The organism is Candidatus Eisenbacteria bacterium, from assembly GCA_016235265.1.
Lineage (GTDB): Bacteria > Eisenbacteria > RBG-16-71-46 > RBG-16-71-46 > JACRLI01 > JACRLI01.
The window spans coordinates 161849-178350 of the sequence record JACRLI010000019.1 but is presented as its reverse complement, the minus strand read 5'-3'; the positions used below and the strand labels follow the sequence as shown (position 1 = coordinate 178350).

The window sequence follows — 16502 nt, the reverse complement described above, 5'->3', positions numbered from 1 at the left end:
CCACGTTGTCCGTGGCGGTCCAGGTGATGTTGCGGCTGGAGCCCATGGCCCAGGTCTCCCCGCCCACCGGCGCGGTGACCGCCACGGAGGGCACGGTCTGGTCCGCCACGGTGAAGTTCCCCGGGCTGGCGGCGGATGCGGAGTTGGCGGCGGCGTCCGCGGCCGTGACCCGTACCCGCAGCGTGGTCGAAGCGATGGACGGCACCGTCCACGCGTACGACCCGGAGTTGGCCAGCCCGGTGGCGATGACGTTGGGATAGGTGGAGCCGCCGTCCGTGGAGTAGGCCAGGTCCACCGCGACCACGCCGACGTTGTCCGTGGCGGTCCAGGTGATGTTGTGGCTCGAGGCCATCCCCCACACTTCCCCGCCCAACGGGGAGCTGATGCTCACCGACGGGGCCGACTGGTCGGCGATGGTGAAGTCGGCCGGGCTGCTGCCGCTGCCGCTCTGGCTGTTGGCGTCGTGCGCGGTGGCGCGCACCCGCGCGGTCGAGGTGGCCACGCTGGGCACCGTCCACGCGTACGATCCGGAGTTGGCCAGGCCGGTGGCGATCACGTTCGGATAGGTGGCGCCGCCGTCGGTGGAGTACGCCAGGTCCACGCCGGTGATGGCCGCGCCGCTGCTGGCGGTCCAGGTGATGTTGTGCGAGCTGCCCATGGCCCAGGTCTCCCCGCCCACCGGCGAGGTGACCGAGACCGTCGGCGCCGCCGGCGCCACCACGCGCAGCACCGCGGCCGCGGCGGTCTGTCCGTCGGGGTTGGTGACGGTCACGGTGTACTTCTCCCCCACCAGGTTGGCGGTGGCGGCGGAGGCGTTGAGCACCAGGGAGACGGTCACCGAGTCCACGTACGTGGCCGAGACCACCGTGGGCGGGGTGCCGGTCACGCCGGTGTTCGAGATCGAGGCCGAGAGGTGGTGGAACGCGGGCACGCCCGGCAGGTCCGGACCCGGGTCGAAGAAGCTGGAGCCGGTCACTGAGGTGCCCGTCAGCGTCACGGTCACCGGGTTCTGTCCCGCGGTCACGTCGGCCACCGTCGCGGGCGTGGCCGGAGGCGGCGGGACCAGCTTGGCCACGCGCACGCCGTAGGAGTTGGTGGCGTCGCAGAACATCTGGACCGTCCACATGGTCTGGTCGTCGAGCGGGTCCACGCTGGTGTAGGAGTAGTCGCCCCAGCGGCGGCCGTTGGAGCCGCCCGGGTCGCTGGGCGGGTTGTAGGCGGTGGCGCTGCTGCTGAACAGCGTCGCGGCCTGCATGGTGCCCGCCGGGTCGCCCGGGAAGCGCCCGAGCGCGGCGGAATTCGCGCGCTCGTTGCTGCCGGAGGTGCTCAGGCCCATGGCCACGTGGCCCTGGCCGCTCACCATCACCGAGGGGATCCAGTAGAAGCGCTCGGTGGTCAGGTTGGTCGCGGTCGCGGTGTACACCGTGCCGGACTGCGTCACCGTGGGCGTGCCGCTGACGGGGGGCACGGTCAGCTGGTACCACCGCGAGCCGTCCCGGGTGATGGTCCCGGAGGCCACGCCGGTGTTGTTGACCCCGATGTTGTGCGCGGTCCACAGCTTCCCGCCCCGGATGTGGGCGGCGAACAACCGGTCGTCCAGCGCGCTCAGCTGCCCGTTGGCGCCGCCGGTGTTGCCCAGGTGCGGCACCCGGAGCGGCGCGGAAGTGGCGGACACCGTGATCGGCACGTTGGCCGAGATCGCGGGAGTCCCGCCCGGGCTGGACACGCGGCGCATCTGCAGCAACCCGTACGAGAGATTGTCCACCCCGATGAAGTAGCCCTCGGTGGCCGCCGGGTCGAAGTTGTCCACGCCCTGCGGGGTGTAGGGGCCCGTGGACCCGGAGGTGGCGACCAGCCCCCGGAACACCGTCACCACCATCGGGCCGGCGCCCAGGATCGAGCTCTTGCGGATCACGTAGCCGTCGGTGCTGTTGAAGCTCTGGATGGGGGACCCGCAGAAGTTGTTGGTGCCGATGTAGAGCGCGTTGGCGTCCACCCCCAGCGTGGGATAGTCCGCCAGGCAGGTGCTCGAGATGGTCGGCGGAAGCGTGGCGATGTTGATGAAGAAGTACGTGAACACCGTGCTGCCGGAGATGACCCCCGCGCTGGCGGCGTCGCTCACCGCGATCAGGATGCGGTTGGGCGTGGACACGTTGATGATCACCAGGAACCACCGACCGGTCAGCCGGTCGTAGCGAATGCGCGGGTCGCTGGTGCTGGAGCCGTTGCGCACGCTGACGAAGAACACGTCGGGATTCAGGTTCAGCACCCCGTCGGCCACGCCGGTGGTCTTGTTGAAGGTCACCAGGCGCCCGTTCACGAACACCACCATCTGCGTCGGCCCCACCGCGCCCATGCAGTCGGGCGGGAAGGACAGCGTGGGGTTGGTGCCGCTGAGCGTGGCCGCGGTGAAGCTGGTGCCGATCGTCTGCGGAGTGAAGGGGCCGAGGTCGCGGATGGGGCCCAGCCCGGCGGGCGAGCCGCCCGTGCTGGCGCTCAAGGGGGACGCGGGGTTTTGCGGCAGGCTGGAGCGGTCGGGCTGCTCGACATCCCGTTCCGCGTCGCGCAGCACGCCACCGGTGGCGTTGAGCAGCGCCTGGCGGCGCATCAGGCTCGAGACGTCCTCCGTCACCCCGACGGAAAGCGTCATGGGCACGCCCGCCCGGCTCCCGGGCGCCGCGGCCGGCGCGGCCGCCGCACCGGAAACGTGGACCGGGCCCAGCAGGCCCAGGGTGAACAGCAGCGCGACGCGAATGCGCCCGGCAAAGCTCATGGGGTCCCCCCTCGAGGTGTGGTTCCAGTCCAGCCCCGCCGCCACGAGGCGCCACGGGCCGGAGATGCGCAGGTTCGGTGCGAGCGCCCCGGGGGAGGCGCGCTTCACTTTGGATTAGAGTGGAGAAAGTGTAGTCGGGATGCGCTGAATTGTCCAGATAAGGGCTTTGGAACCACGCACTTCGGCCCCGCTGGACCCCCCGAAGAGGATATCGGCCCGCGGCGGTCGAATGTTTACAGCACGCGCCATCGGCGGGAGCGCCCCCGGATGCGGGCGCTCGTCATTCCGGGGGGCTCGCCGCATCCCGGGGCGCGCCACCTGCGAGCGTGAGCCGTTGGCTCCCCCGGCGGGCCTCAATCCGGCGGCGCGGCGAGCACCTCGAACAGCCGGACATTGCGGTCCCGGTATACCGGCCGGAAATGATCGGTGAACCAGGCATCCCGGGGCAGTTCGGTGTGGCCGTAGTACTCGGTCACCAGGAAGTAGTCTGCTCCAAATCCGCGGACGGCCCGGTGCAGGGAGCGGCCGTCCCCCATCGCCCCCAGCACGCCGGAGTACCGCGTCGGGCCGATGACGTCGCCGCGGAACCTGCCGTCGCAGTAGTGGGCCATGGTGTCGTCGTGCAGGGCGTAGACGGTGTAGTCCCTGCCGCGGCGCGCATTCATCCACGCGTACGCGGGGTACGAGTGCGTGGGGATCACGGCGGTCAGCAGCGCCGCCCGGGCCGTCGCGTCCGTGGGCAGCGGGCCGCGGGCCTCCATGACACGCGTGGCGTGCGTGCCCCCGTCGTGCAGCAGCAGCGCGCAGCCCACCACCGCCCACGCCAACGGCACCGCTCGCCGGCGCAGCCCGGGAATGGCCGCGGGGACGCCGTCCGCGAGCGTCCCCTTCACCAGGCACACCAGCGGCAGCACCGGCAGCAGGTAACGCACCTGCGGCCCGGTGACCAGCCACACTCCCAGGTAGGCCGCCGCGGTGGCCAGCCAGGCCCGGGCCGCAGGGACGCGCGCCCATGCCCACGCCACCCCTCCGGCCATCACCGCCGCTCCCACCGGCCCCTGCCAGTCCGATGGGAAGGCGCGGAAACCCATCGCGCCATGCCGGAAACCCACGTGCCACAGCGCCGAGGGGATGTCCCACGGCCCGCCCGGAAGCCCCGCCCCGCGCACGCTGGCCGCGACCAGCCGGTAGTCCGCCTCGTTCCACGGGCCCGGGCCGAAGATCGCCGCGCCAAAGGGGAACAACGGATTGCCCGTCGCCGCCATGATGCGCGCATACCACGGCGCCGCCAGCGCCACCGCCGGCAGGACGAAGCGGGCCACGTCGTCCCATCGCCGGGTGCGCAACGCGCGGACCGCCAGCACCAGCCCCGGACCCAGGCAGAAGAACAACCCGGTCTGCTTGGTGGCCGCGGCCATGCCCGCGAACGCACCGGCCGCGACCAGCCAGCCGCCGTGGGAGGCCTCCTTCCCCGCCCCCCCGGGCTCGCCCGCCGCGTGAAATGCGAAGAGGGCCAGGGTGCAGAACGCCGTGAGGGTCATGTCCACGTACGCGACGGTCGAGTACTCCACCACCAGGGTGCATCCCAGCCACAGCGACGCCGCCCACGCCCCGGCGCGCCAACCCGAGGCGCGCTCGCCCCATGCGAACACCGTGCACGCCACCACCCCCGAGAAGACCAGTTGCACCAGTTGCGCATCCAGGTCGGTTCCGAACAGGAAGGCCGGGGTGAACAGCAGGTCTCCCAGCTGGGTGAACGCCGGGTAGCGCAGGAAGGGCGTGATCACCAACCCATGGTGCTCCACGAAGGCGCGGGCGCTCGGCAGGTGGTAGCCGATCGCGTCCCACAACACCGGTGGGTACAGGGCCAGCAGGAAGACGGGCGCCAGCAGCACGGCGCCCACGGCACCCGCGCCGGAGGCCAGGGCGACGCGAAGCAGCCCCGGACCGGGGAGAGCCCGGGGTCCAACCCGCGGCCGGCGCAGCATCCATGCCGATGCCGCCGCCACCGCCGCCGCCACGAGCGCCAGCACCGCCTCGCGGTGCAGCCAGCCGGCCGCGGCGAGCGCCGAGAGCGCGCAGCCGAGCGCGCCCAGCCCCATCCCGGTGCCGACCGCCAGGCGCTCGGCCGTGCAGCGGAAGACCAGGCCGCGCGTGAGGGCCAGGCCCACGATCAGCCCCAGGCCCACGGTGCAGCCCGCGAAAAGCGCGTGGGGCGTGGCAAAGAGCAGGGTGGACATGCCCGCCAGTAGACCACAGCCCATCCCGCGGCGAAAAGGCCGGTTGCGCCCCTCTCCCGTCCCGGCTAGGTTCGCGCCCAGCGCCGCATCCGTTCACCCCGTTGCAGGGCCGCCAGACCCGATGAGCCGAGGAGAGCCCATGTCCCGCAACCGTCCCGGCCCCGTATCCACCGCGCCGCCCGGCGGCGGCGCGGGCCCACTCCCCCCTGCGCCACCCCCCCTGCGCGAAGACGCCACTCCCGAAGAGAAGGACCTCCACTGGTTCACCCATGTGTACCAGGGCAGCCGCATGCCGCAGCTCACGCTGCGCGCCGTGATCATGGGCGCCACACTGGGCATGCTGATGTCGGTCTCGAACCTGTACACCACGCTCAAGGTGGGCTGGTCCTTCGGCGTGGCCATCACTTCCTGCGTGCTCTCGTTCGTGCTGTGGAACGCGCTCCGCACGCTGTTGGGCGGGCGGGTGAGCCCGATGTCGGTGCTGGAGAACAACTGCATGCAGTCCACCGCGTCGGCGGCCGGCTACTCCACCGGAGCCACCATCGCCACCTGCTTCGGGGCGCTGTTGATCCTGGATCCCAACCACCACCACATGCCCTGGACCATCGTCGCCTCCTTCACGCTGGTGACCGGCGCGATGGGGGTGTTCCTGGCCATCCCCATGAAGCGGCAGCTGATCAACCAGGAGCAGCTGGCGTTCCCGTCGGGCATCGCCGCCGCGACCACGCTGCGCAGCCTCTACAGCCACGGCGCGGAAGCCATGCGCAAGGCCTACGCGCTGGTGGCCTCCCTGGCGGTGGGCGCCGGCGTGGGGGTGCTGAACACCGCCGAGGACCAGTTCGTGGCGCTCGGCCGGTTCTTCGTGTGGATGCGCGCGCACGCCTTCGACATCCACATGCCCGAATTGATCCCGGCGAACGGGTTCCGGATGCTGGCGGGCAAGCCCATGGTGGCGTTCGGTTTCGAGCCCAGCGTGCTGCTCATCGCCGCCGGGATGATCGTGGGACTGCGGGTGTCGCTGTCCATGTTCGCCAGCGCCCTGGCGCTGAACCTGGTGGTGGCGCCGTGGCTGCAGGGCCTCGACGCGGCCCAGGCCGCCACGCCCGGCTGGGTGGCCTCCATTCCGATGGTGGGCGGCGGCACGCTGTACCACCCGGTGCGCTGGGCGTTGTGGGGCGGCACTTCGGTGATGGTGTTCGCCAGCCTCGCCTCCCTGGCGCTGCAATGGCGCACCGTGGCCCGGTCGTTCCAGCTGCTGCGCAGCCGGCGCGCCGGAAGCGAATTGAGTGAGGACGTGGAGGCGCGCATGGCCGCGATCGAAGTGCCCAACTCGTGGTTCCTGGCCGGGGTGCTCCCGCTCTCGATCGCCATGCTGGCGGTGCAGGTGCTGGCGTTCCGAATCCACTGGTGGGCCGGGCTGGTGGCGGTGGGCATGTCCTTCGTGCTCGCGATGGTGGCCAGTCGCGCCACCGGCGAGACCGATACCACCCCCATCGGCGCGATGGGAAAGGTGATGCAGCTGGTGTTCGCGGTCCTCTCCCCCGGCAACACCACGCACAACCTCGCCGCGGCCGGCATCGGCGCCAACAGCGCCACCGCCGCCGCCGACCTGCTCACCGACCTGAAGAGCGGCTATCTTCTCGGCGCCAACCCGCGCCAGCAGTTCCTGGCCCAGTTCGTCGGGGTGTTCTTCGGCACGTTGGCCATCGTGCCCGCGTGGTACCTGATGATCCCCAACGACGCCGCGCTGGAGAAGTTTCCGCTGCCCGCCACTCAGACCTGGGTGGCCGTGGCGCGGGTGCTCTCCAGCGGGCTCGAGAGCCTGCCGGTCTCGGCGCGCTGGGCCATCCTGGTCGGCGCCTTCGTGGGAGTGCTGATCCCGGTGCTCGAGAAGCTGTTCCCCCGGGCGCGCCGCTGGATGCCCTCCGCCATGGGCCTCGGCCTGGGCTGGGTGGTGTTCTTCAGCAACACCCTCTCGTTCGCCATCGGGGCGGCGATCGCGTGGGCCTGGAGCGTGGGGCATCGCCGGAGCCAGGAGACCTTCAACGTGCCGGTGGCCTCGGGTCTGATCGCGGGGGAATCGCTGATGAAGGCGCTGCTGGCGATGCTGGCCACGGCCATCGGGCTGGCGGGCAGGAAGTGATCTATCGCGCTGTGTTGCAGCGGTTTTCGGGGGTTGTCTCACCCACAGGGAGAAGCCGGCTGACGTCCCGGCGGCGGGATCCGGAGGCGGCGGTGGTCATCGGCCCCCGGAAGGCGTACCCTGCGCCCTCGTGAACCCAGAATCCCTGTGGCTGCTGTGCGCGCTGCTCTTCGCCGACGGCGCCACCTTCGCATTCGCCACCACCCCGCTGCTGCTGGAGTACGGCAAGTTCCACCCGGCCTGGCAGGTCGCGCTGGCGGGGAGCGTGGCCAGCGCGGGGGGAAGCATGCTGCAGCTGCTGGCGCTGCGCTGGGTGATGGCCTCGGGGCGGCCGTGGATGCGCCGACTGGCCCCCTCGCGCGAGCGGCTCGAAACGGTGATGCGCGCGAATCCGTCGGTGTCCTTCCTCGCCATCCTGGTGGCGCGTGCCACCCCGCTCCCGGATGCCCCCTTGAAGCTGGTGGCCGCCGCGGGCGGCTACCCGGTGCCGCGCTACGGGCTGGCCATCGTGCTGGGCGCGCTCCCCTATTATTTCCTCCTGCGCTGGACCAGGGGCGCCGCAAGCGGAAGGGCGGCCGCTGAGCGCGACCGCCCTTCCGCGTATCTGCCCGCAGTCCCGGAGAATCCGGGCTACGCGGCCTTCTCGATCTTCCTCGGCAGGTCCAGGATCTTGCGTTCTCCGCGCTCGAACAGGTCCCGGGCGTGACCGACGAGCCGCGCATCCGGCGCGGTCACGAGCTTGAGGTCCTTCCCCTCGTAGGGCAGGGAGTGCAGCAGGAATCGCATGCTCTCCAGCCGGGCCCGCTTCTTGTCGTCGGACTTGATCACCGTCCACGGGGCGTCCGGCGTGTCGGTGTGGAAGAACATCTCCTCCTTCGCCTGCGTGTACTGGTCCCACTTTCCGAAGGAGGCGACATCAATGGGGCTCAGCTTCCACTGCTTGAGCGGGTCGCGCTGACGCTCCCGGAAGCGCCGGGCCTGTTCCTCCCGCGAGACCGAGAACCACAGCTTGTACAGCCGGATCCCGGAACCCACCAGCATGCGCTCCAGCACCGGGGCCTGCCTCAGGAACTCGAGGTGCTCGCGGGGGGTGCAGAATCCCATCACCCTCTCGACGCCCGCGCGGTTGTACCAGGAGCGGTCGAAGAGGACGATCTCACCCGCCGTGGGCATCTCCGCGATATAGCGCTGGAAGTACCACTGGCCCCGCTCCACGTCGGAGGGCTTCTGCAGCGCCACCACGTGCGCGCCGCGCGGGTTCAGGTGCTCCATGAACCGCTTGATGGTGCCGCCCTTGCCGGCGGCGTCCCGCCCCTCGAAGAGGATGACCACGCGTTCCCCGCTGGCCTTCACCCAGTTCTGCATCTTCAGCAGTTCAATCTGGAGACGGGCCTTGCCCTTCTCGTAGTCCTTGCGGGACATGCGGGCGGGGAGGTCCGGGGTCCCGGCCCCGGAGGCGGTGCCGCCACGAACGACCGCAAGGCGCTTCTTTCTGACTTCATTCATCGTGCATCCTCCGGCCAGCGAGGGCCTGGGTCCATTGGGCTGTTATCGGCCGTGGGGGGCGCATCTTGAGGGGCGTGCGGGACCGGCACCAGGGGACGGCGAAGGGCCCCGATGGGCGGGTTCGCAGAATGGTCAGGCTCGCGGGAGGGTCCAGCCCACGCGGCGGGCCTCGGCGGCCATCACTTCGTCCAGTGCGGCCAGCCGGTCCTCCGGCAGGGCCGGCGGCTTCTCCCTCGAGAGCAGCCGCTCCACTTCCGCGCGGGCGCGGTCCAGGGCGGTCTTCGCGCCGGAGGCCTCCCAGTCGCCGTAGGTCTGGCGGTCGATCGCCGCCGAGGGCACCGACAGTTCCTCCCGCCAGTGGGCGCGGGTGTGCTCGTGCGAGAGGAACTCGCCGCGGTCCACGAGCTCCGCGATCAGCGCCACCGGATCTTCGCCGTGTCGTGCGATGCCGCGCGCCAGGCGCAACGCCATGGCGCAGGCCTCGTGGTCCAGCACCAGCTTCTCCAGCGACTGGGTGAGGATGTAGTCCAGCGCCCCCGGCCCGGACACCATGTGGATCCCGGCCAGCGCCGCCAGCACCGCGCCGATGCCGCTCTCCAGACCGGCCTGGTAGTCGGGCGTCTTGGCGTCGGAGAGCCCCAGGTAGCCGTGCACCGGCAAGCCCAGGCTCTTGCCCACCTGCGCGTAGCCCACGCAGATCATCATCGTCTCGACGGCGCCCATCGGGGTGGTGCCGTGCCGCATGTCGAAGGCCGAGGGCGCCCCGCCCCACACGATCGGCGCCCCCGGGCACGCGAGCTGGTGCAGCACCACTCCGGACAGACTCTCCGCGCAGTGCTGCACCACCGCCTCGCGCAGCGTCACCGGCGACGTGGCGCCGGTGAGCGGCATGGAAATCAGCTCCGCGGGGATCCCGGAGCGCGCGCAGTCCAGCAGCGACTGGCACGTGAGGTCGCTCCACTTCAGGGGCGGGCTGGGACAGCAGTCGAACACCGCCAGGGGCCGCGCCGCCAGTTCCGCCGCGCCACCGCGCACCACCGCCAGCATGTCGCGCATCGGGGCGAAGCCGTCCTTGAGGAACGTGCCGGTGATCACCGGCTTGCTGCCGTGGCGCAGCGCCAGGTACAGCCGGAAGCGGTCCCCCAGCTCGCGCGGCACGTCGGAGGGCAGCAGCGCGGTGGACTGCGCCGCGTAGAGCGGCAGCCGGTCCACCAGCTGCACCAGGCGAATCACGTCCGCCGTGGTGGCCTCTCGCCGGCGCCCGGTGCCCGCGTCCAGCACGTGGATCGCGGCCGAGCCCGGGTCGAAGTGGACCCGGTCGCCCCCCAGGTCGCACGCGAGCCCGCCGCGGACGTCGTGAAGCGCCAGCCGCCCGGGCGCGCCGGCCAGCGAGGCGCGCACCAGGGTCTCGGGAATGTGATGCCGCCCGTTCGTCTCCCGCGCCCCCGCCCCGGAGAGCAGCCGGCGGCCTGCGTCGTTCTCCACCCGCACGCCGACCGTCTCGAGCACCCGGCAGCCTTCCTCCACGATGCGCGCCGGCTCCGCCTCGGGAAACAGCGTGAGTTTCGGCCGCAGGCTCTCGCTCATGACGTTTCCTCCGTCCTCGTCCCCCGTTCCCCCCCCGGGCTGCCCTTCCGGCGGCGCGTCGTGGCGATACGGACACGTGGTCCATCCACAACTCGCGCAGCGGCTGCCGCGGCATTCCGACGGGACACCCCGGGGCTCCTCGCCACCCACCCACACCGCGAACGAGATCGACTTGTGCGGTGACATCAGGCACGAAGGCAGCAGTTGCACCCCCAGCTCCGCGTGCGGCAGAAGCGGGAACAGCCCGCGCTGCGCTTCCAGGGGCCAGTCGCCATAGCCGGGGCTGAAGCGCCGCGGGACCGGCCCCGGGTGCAGGGTGCCCTCGAGCGCGTCCGCAGCCTCCTCCACCGCCGCGCTCCCGGAGGCATCCAGCAACAGCGCCCGGGTGGGCTCGCCCCGCTCCAGCAGCTCCACCACCCGCTTCCCGAGGGCCGGGCCCACGGTCACCAGTCCCAGTTCCAACCGGGCTCCGACCCGCGGCTGCAGCCCGAGCGCCAGGACCGCCTCGGCCGGGGGGGACACGCTCACGCCCCGGGGCGCGATCAGCGCGCGCGCGTCCTCCATCGCCGGCCCCAGGCCCGCCTCGATCCAGGCCGCGGGCGCACCCCGCCCCCGATAACCCAGGAAATGCAGGACGTCCTCCCGCTTCAGCGGCACTTCGAGAGTGCGCGCGCTCATGCGGTGCCCTCCACACTTCCCGCGCGGCCCGGCGATGCCGGGCCCGCCGCAATCACGTCCAGCCTGGCGCGCAGCGCCGCGATGAAGCGCGGGTCCGTCCCGCAACATCCGCCCAGTGCCGCCACGCCCGCGACCCCCGCCAGCGGGGCCATCTCCGCCGCGAACCGGTCCGGCTCCTGGGCGTAGCGCACCCCGTGCGCCAGCCGCTCCGGCTGCCCCGCGTTGGGCTGGAACACCAGCGGGGCCAGCCCCGCGGCGGCGGCCTCCAGCGCCAGGTCGCGCATGTCGCCGCTCGCCAGGGTGCAGTTGGCGCCCACGGCGTCCGCCCCCGCCTCGCGCAACCGGGCCAGGGAAGCCACCGCGGCGTCGCCCATCAGGGTGAAGAAGCCCCGCTTCTTGCGATCGAAGGTCAGCGAGACCATGGCCGGAACCCCGGGGGCCGCCTCGCGCAGCGCCTCGAGCGCCACCAGGGCTTCGCGCAGGTCGCTCATGGTCTCCACGTGGAAGGCGTCCACGCCGGCATCCGACAGGATGCGGGCCTGCTCCAGGAAGTGCGCGCGCCAGCGCGCGGGATCGCCGTGGCCCACGGGCGGCAGGTACTCCCCCGTGGGCCCGATGTCGGCCACCACCAGGGAGGCGCCCGATTCGCGGGCCAGCCGGACGGCCGCGCGGTTCACCTCGGCCCGCCGCTCCAGCAGGCCGAAGCACGCGAGCCGGGCCGCATTGGCGCCAAAGGTGTTCGCATGGACGACGTCGCTGCCGGATTCCACGTACGCGCGGTGGACGGCGAGGATCTCTTCGGGGCGTTCGAGGGTCCACAGGTCGGGGGGCGCGCCCGGAGGCAGGCCCCGGGCGATGAGCTCGCTGCCCAAGCCGCCATCCAGCAGCAGGCACGGTCCCCGGGCGAGGCGGTCGAGGAAGGGGCTCATCGCGGCCGGCTCAAGGTCACGACACCAGGCTCTCCGCCATCGCGACGGCACGCAGGGCATTCTCCGCGTGGTGGGCGCCGATCTCCGCGGCCCATGCCGGGCCCGTCGGCGCGCCACCCACCAGGATCCGGACCGGCCAGCCCAGCCCCGCCGCCCGGACCGCGTCCGCCACCTCCCGCTGCAGGCCCATGGTGGTGGTAAGCAGGGCGGAGACAGCCACGATGTCGGCACGTCGCGTGCGCGCCGCATCCACGAAGGCAGCCACCGGCACGTCGCTGCCGAGGTCGTGCACCTCGAAGCCGTGGGCGGTGAGCATCGTCGCCACCAGGCTCTTGCCGATGTCGTGCAGGTCGCCCTGGATGGTGCCGATCACCACGCATCCCTTGCGGGGCTGGCCCACGTGCGCGGCGGCCATCCACGGGCCCAGCGCCTCCATGGCGGCCTTCATGGCCTCGGCGCCCTGGATCAACTCCGGGAGGAAGTACTCGCCTTCCTCCCACAGCTCCCCGACGCGCCGGATGCCGGGGGCGAAGCCTTCCTCGATCGCGCGCAGCGGCTCCCCCCCCGCTTCACCCCACTCCCGCGCCAGCCGGCGCGCGGCGGCGACGTTTCCCTCCACGACAGCCTGTGCGAGCTCGGTACACGGTGGCGGCGGCATGGTCCTCCCGCGGGACCGGCGGCGGCGCGCGACCCGACGCGCGAAGACCGGCCAGCCCAGGCCGCACATGATAACGCATCGGCGCCCGGGATGGGGCCCGCGAGAACGCAGCCCACCCCGGGCGCAAATGCCGCCGGCGCGAATTCCAACCCTACCGGTAGATCGAGCGGATGTTCCCCCACGTGCGGGCCCCGACCGGCGTGGTGGCGTTGCAGAACGCCGCGCCCACCAGGTGCACCGTGTAGTTGGTGCCGATCACGCTCAGGTTTCCCCCGGCCCAGAGGTTGAGCGGCAGTCCCGCGCCGGGACCGTCCGGCGCGCGCTGACCGACGATCGGATTGCCGGCCGAGAACGTCCACAACTGGTTGCTCGGCCCGTTGATCGCCAGCGCGCCCCAGCCGCCCACCGCGAGGTAGTAGGTGCCGATGGTCGGAACCAGCGGCGCGCCGATGGAACTCTGGCCGGCGGCGCAGCCGTCGTTGTGCGTGAGGCCCATGCTGGCCCCGTTGAACAGGAACAGGTGGTTCTCCTGGTGGATCACGCAGTTGAGGTACGCGCGGAAGTTGGCCGGGTCGGTGACCCGGATGCAGAACATGTCCACGTCGCCGGCGCTGTGCAGGTTGCCGTTGATGGTGGTCAGCGCGCCGGCTCCCGAGGTCTGTTGCGCGCCGAACACCATGTTGCCGGCGTCGCCGGCCTCGTTCCAGTTCTGGGCCAGCGCGCTGCCCGCCAGCACGGTCAGGGCTGCCGCCACCAGGGCGATGAGCAGCCCCGGCGGTGCCGGGCGCGTGGCGTGGGTCCGCGATGCGAATATGTGAGCCAGGTTCATGGGGACCTCCTCTGGGATGGAACAGATGCCCCGGTCCCTTCGAGGGACCGGGCCGGTGGACTTCAACTCAGTTGGTTCCCCTGGCCGCCGGCGGCGCCTGCCCGCCCTGCACGGCGCGCCAGGTGGCCAGGGCTTCGGGCTTCTTCCAGGCGGTGTACAGTTCCACGAGCGCCTCGGTGGCCTTCGCCACCGCCGGATCCTTCGACCCGCGCGCCGAGTCGGCCTGCGCCCGGGCCTGCAGCAGGATCGCCTCCGCCCCGGAGAAGTCCCTGCGGTCCTTCAGGATCGCGGCCAGCGCGAACTGGTACCCGGTCACCGCGGGGCTGCCCGGGGGGCTGTGCCCGACGCGGATCGCCAGGGCTTCGCGCATGGACTTCTCCGCGTCCTTCATCCGGCCCTGCTGCACCTGCAGGGTGGTGCGGTCCCGCAGCGCCGCGGCCAGGTCGGGGTGTTGCTCGCCCAGGCCGTGGCGCAGGATGCCGATGCCGCGGGTGAAGGCGTCCTCGGCCTCCGCCAGGCGGCCCGCGCGGGTGTACACCGAGCCGAGGTTGGTCCAGGTGCGGCCCACCGGCACGCTCTCCGGTCCCAGCCCGTGCTGGCGGATGCCCAGCACGCGCCGCAGCGTCTCCAGGGTCTCGTCCATGCGTCCCGAGCGCATCAGCACGTTGCCACGGTTCTCCAGCAGGTGCGCCACCAGTGGATGATCGTCCCCCAGCGCGGCGCGCTTGATTTCCAGCGCCTGGCGGAAGAGCGAATCGGCCGCGGTGAAGTCGTTCAGACGCACCCGGTTGGTGGCCAGCTCCTCCAGCACGTCCGAGGTCTCCATCGCGTGGTCGCCGAGCAGAGATCGCAGCACGTCGTACTGCGACTGGTATAGCCGGTCGGCGGCCTGGTAGTCCTCCTTCCAGTTGGTGGCGAGGTAAGCCTGCGTGGACAGCACCCCCGGCGCGGCGGGGCCGCGCTCGCGGCCCTCGCGGCGCAGGATGTCGCCCGCCACGCGCACCACCGAGTCGGCCTGGGTATAACGTCCCCGGTAGGCCATCGCCACCGCCTGCTGGTTCAGCGTGGACACCATGGTGTCGCTGGTAAGACTGCCGGCCAGCGCCTGGAGGCGCAGCGCCTCCCGGATCTGCAATTCGGCGCGGTCGTATTCGCCCGCCCGCAGCAGCGTGCCGCCCAGCTCCCTCTGGAAGCCCGCGAGGATCCCCGGAGGCGCGTCCGGCTCCTTCGAGAGCCGCTCGATGCCGCCGCTCAGCAGCGACTCGGCCTGCGCGAAGCGTCCCACGCCTTCGAATGCGGAGGCCACCGTGCGGCGCACCGCGAAGTCCACCTCCGGCTGGGCCTGGAAGGTGGTGCCGATCTTGCCCTGGGCCTTCTGCAGCGCCGCGTCGAGCGTCACGCGGCCACCCTCCCCGGCCCACGGGTCGGCGGTGGCCAGCATGTCCTGCAGGAACCGGTTGATGGCGGTCGCCTTGGCCGCCTCGGTGCGGGCGCGCTCCCCGCTGGCCTCGGCCGCGGCGCGCTGGGCCGCCTCGGCGGCGCGCGCCGTCTCGGCCGACTCGCGCGCGGACTCGGCGGCGGCGCGGGCCTTCACCGCGGCCGAGCGGGAGCGTTCCGCGGCCGAGCGGGCCGCCAGCGCGCTGGCCCGCTCGTGCTCGGCCTCCACCTGGTGCCGCTCGGCCAGCAGCCGCGCCTGCTCCGATTCCTTCTGGCGGGACTTCGCCAGCGCCTCGGCCGACAGCGCCCGGGACATGCGCGACTTGGCCAGGTCCTCCGCCCGGGTGGCGCGCACCGCCTGCAGCGAGCTCACCACCACGCCCGCCACCAGCACCACGAACGTGGCGGCCACACCCGCCACCAGCGCCCGGTTGCGGCGCGCGAACTTCTGGAGCTGGTACAGCGTGCTGGGCGGCCGGGCCAGGATGGGCTGGGAGGAAAGGTAGCGGTCCACATCCTCGGCCATCGCCGCGGCGCTGGCGTAGCGGTGCTCCACGTCCTTCTCCAGCGCCTTGCCCACGATGGTCTCGATGTCGGGGTCCAGGCGGCGCCCGCCCGACATGGTCAGGCGCAGCGACTTCGGGGCCTCCTCGCAGATCACGCGCACCGCCTCGACCAGCGATCCGCGGCCCACGTCGTAGGGCTTCGAGCCGGTGAGCATCTCGTAGAGGATCACGCCCAGCGCGTACACGTCGGTGCGCACGTCAATCAGCTCGCCGCTGCCGCGCGCCTGCTCGGGGGACATGTACGGCAGCGTGCCCTTGATCACGCCCACCTCGGTCACCTGCGACATCTGCACGTCGCCCTCGGTGATCCGCGCCAGGCCGAAGTCCAGGATCTTGACCTCGGGGGTGCGCACCCCCGTGGAACTGACCACGGTGCCCTCGGAGGCGGTCTCGTCGGTGACGATGATGTTGGAGGGCTTCAGGTCCCGGTGGATGACGCCGCGCTGGTGCGCGTAGTGCACCGCCTCGGCGATGCGCCGGAACAGCGCCAGCCGGAAGCGGATCTCGTCCTGGGAGACCGCCTTCGGGCGCCTGCCCAGGTAGACGTCCATGTTCTCGCCGCGCACCAGCTCCATGGCGAAGAAGTGCTGGCCGTCGTCGGTGCGGCCCGACTCGTAGATGGCGCCGATGTTGGGGTGGCGCAGCCGCGCCAGCGTGTCCGCCTCGCGCTGGAACATGCGCACCGTGGACTCGTCCACGAAGTGCCCGCCTCGGACCACCTTCAGCGCCACGTGCCGCCGCGGATTCTGCTGCTCGGCCTCGTACACGATCCCCATGCCGCCCTCGCCCAGCTTGCCGAGGATGCGGTAGCGCCCGACCGTCTCCCCCGCGAGGCCCGGGTCGGCGCCGGGCGACGCCGAGACGGTGGCGCCCACGGTGATGGTGCGCTCGGGCACCGCGGGGCCCGAGCCTCCCACGGAAATCGTGCGGTCCGGCACGTCCTCCGGGGACGCGCCGGACGAGGCGGCGAGGTCGGGGCCGGTGGCCAGCGTGCGATCGAACTCGCTGGCGGGTTCCGGGCCGCGCGGGACGTTGCCGCGGTCGGGCTTGCGGGGGTCGAGGGACATCGGGTCCTCCAAGCTGCCTGGGGGTCGTGGCATGGGGGCCGGGCGAAGCGGAATCCCGGCCCTCGGTTGGATGTCAACTCGCACCAGGA

The 16502-nt window shown here is 72.1% G+C and carries 10 protein-coding genes; 2 read left to right on the top strand and 8 right to left on the bottom strand.

Annotated elements, in window-relative coordinates; all coding sequences use genetic code 11:
• The coding region (locus tag HZB25_11635; protein ID MBI5837890.1) for a hypothetical protein at nucleotides 1-2881 on the bottom strand (2881 nt) is incomplete at its 3' end.
• A 245-nt stretch (nucleotides 2882-3126) separates the two neighbouring features.
• On the bottom strand, nucleotides 3127-5013 hold the full coding sequence (locus HZB25_11630) for a glycosyltransferase family 39 protein (GenBank protein MBI5837889.1): 1887 nt from the start codon (nucleotides 5011-5013) through the stop codon (nucleotides 3127-3129).
• Between the two features lie 139 nt (nucleotides 5014-5152).
• Here HZB25_11630 and HZB25_11625 point away from each other — a divergent pair, with 139 nt between their 5' ends.
• Both HZB25_11625 and HZB25_11620 read left to right on the top strand, forming a co-directional pair.
• Nucleotides 5153-7156 carry an OPT/YSL family transporter gene (locus HZB25_11625; GenBank protein ID MBI5837888.1) on the top strand — a complete coding sequence of 668 codons (2004 nt, stop codon included), beginning with the start codon at nucleotides 5153-5155 and terminating at the stop codon, nucleotides 7154-7156.
• A 130-nt stretch (nucleotides 7157-7286) separates the two neighbouring features.
• Nucleotides 7287-7862: a hypothetical protein gene (locus HZB25_11620; GenBank protein MBI5837887.1), complete on the top strand. Its 576-nt coding sequence runs from the start codon at nucleotides 7287-7289 to the stop codon at nucleotides 7860-7862.
• On the opposite strand, the gene ppk2 is transcribed toward HZB25_11620, so the two are convergent.
• From ppk2 to HZB25_11590, 6 genes are all read right to left on the bottom strand, one after another.
• Nucleotides 7787-8662: a polyphosphate kinase 2 gene (ppk2, locus tag HZB25_11615; protein MBI5837886.1), complete on the bottom strand. Its 876-nt coding sequence runs from the start codon at nucleotides 8660-8662 to the stop codon at nucleotides 7787-7789. The two genes, HZB25_11620 and ppk2, sit on opposite strands and share 76 nt — an antisense overlap.
• 132 nt (nucleotides 8663-8794) lie before the next feature.
• Nucleotides 8795-10927, bottom strand: coding sequence for a trimethylamine methyltransferase family protein (locus HZB25_11610; protein MBI5837885.1), 2133 nt, complete (start codon nucleotides 10925-10927; stop codon nucleotides 8795-8797).
• On the bottom strand, nucleotides 10924-11856 hold the full coding sequence (locus tag HZB25_11605; GenBank protein MBI5837884.1) for a homocysteine S-methyltransferase family protein: 933 nt from the start codon (nucleotides 11854-11856) through the stop codon (nucleotides 10924-10926). Before HZB25_11605 ends, HZB25_11610 begins: the two co-directional genes overlap by 4 nt.
• A 16-nt stretch (nucleotides 11857-11872) precedes the next feature.
• The gene (locus tag HZB25_11600) at nucleotides 11873-12514 is read right to left on the bottom strand and encodes a cobalamin B12-binding domain-containing protein (GenBank protein MBI5837883.1); all 642 of its coding nucleotides are present in this window, start codon (nucleotides 12512-12514) and stop codon (nucleotides 11873-11875) included.
• 151 nt (nucleotides 12515-12665) lie between these two features.
• Nucleotides 12666-13343 carry a hypothetical protein gene (locus HZB25_11595; protein MBI5837882.1) on the bottom strand — a complete coding sequence of 226 codons (678 nt, stop codon included), beginning with the start codon at nucleotides 13341-13343 and terminating at the stop codon, nucleotides 12666-12668.
• A gap of 67 nt (nucleotides 13344-13410) precedes the next feature.
• On the bottom strand, nucleotides 13411-16413 hold the full coding sequence (locus HZB25_11590; GenBank protein ID MBI5837881.1) for a serine/threonine protein kinase: 3003 nt from the start codon (nucleotides 16411-16413) through the stop codon (nucleotides 13411-13413).
• Between the last annotated feature and the right edge of the window lie 89 nt (nucleotides 16414-16502).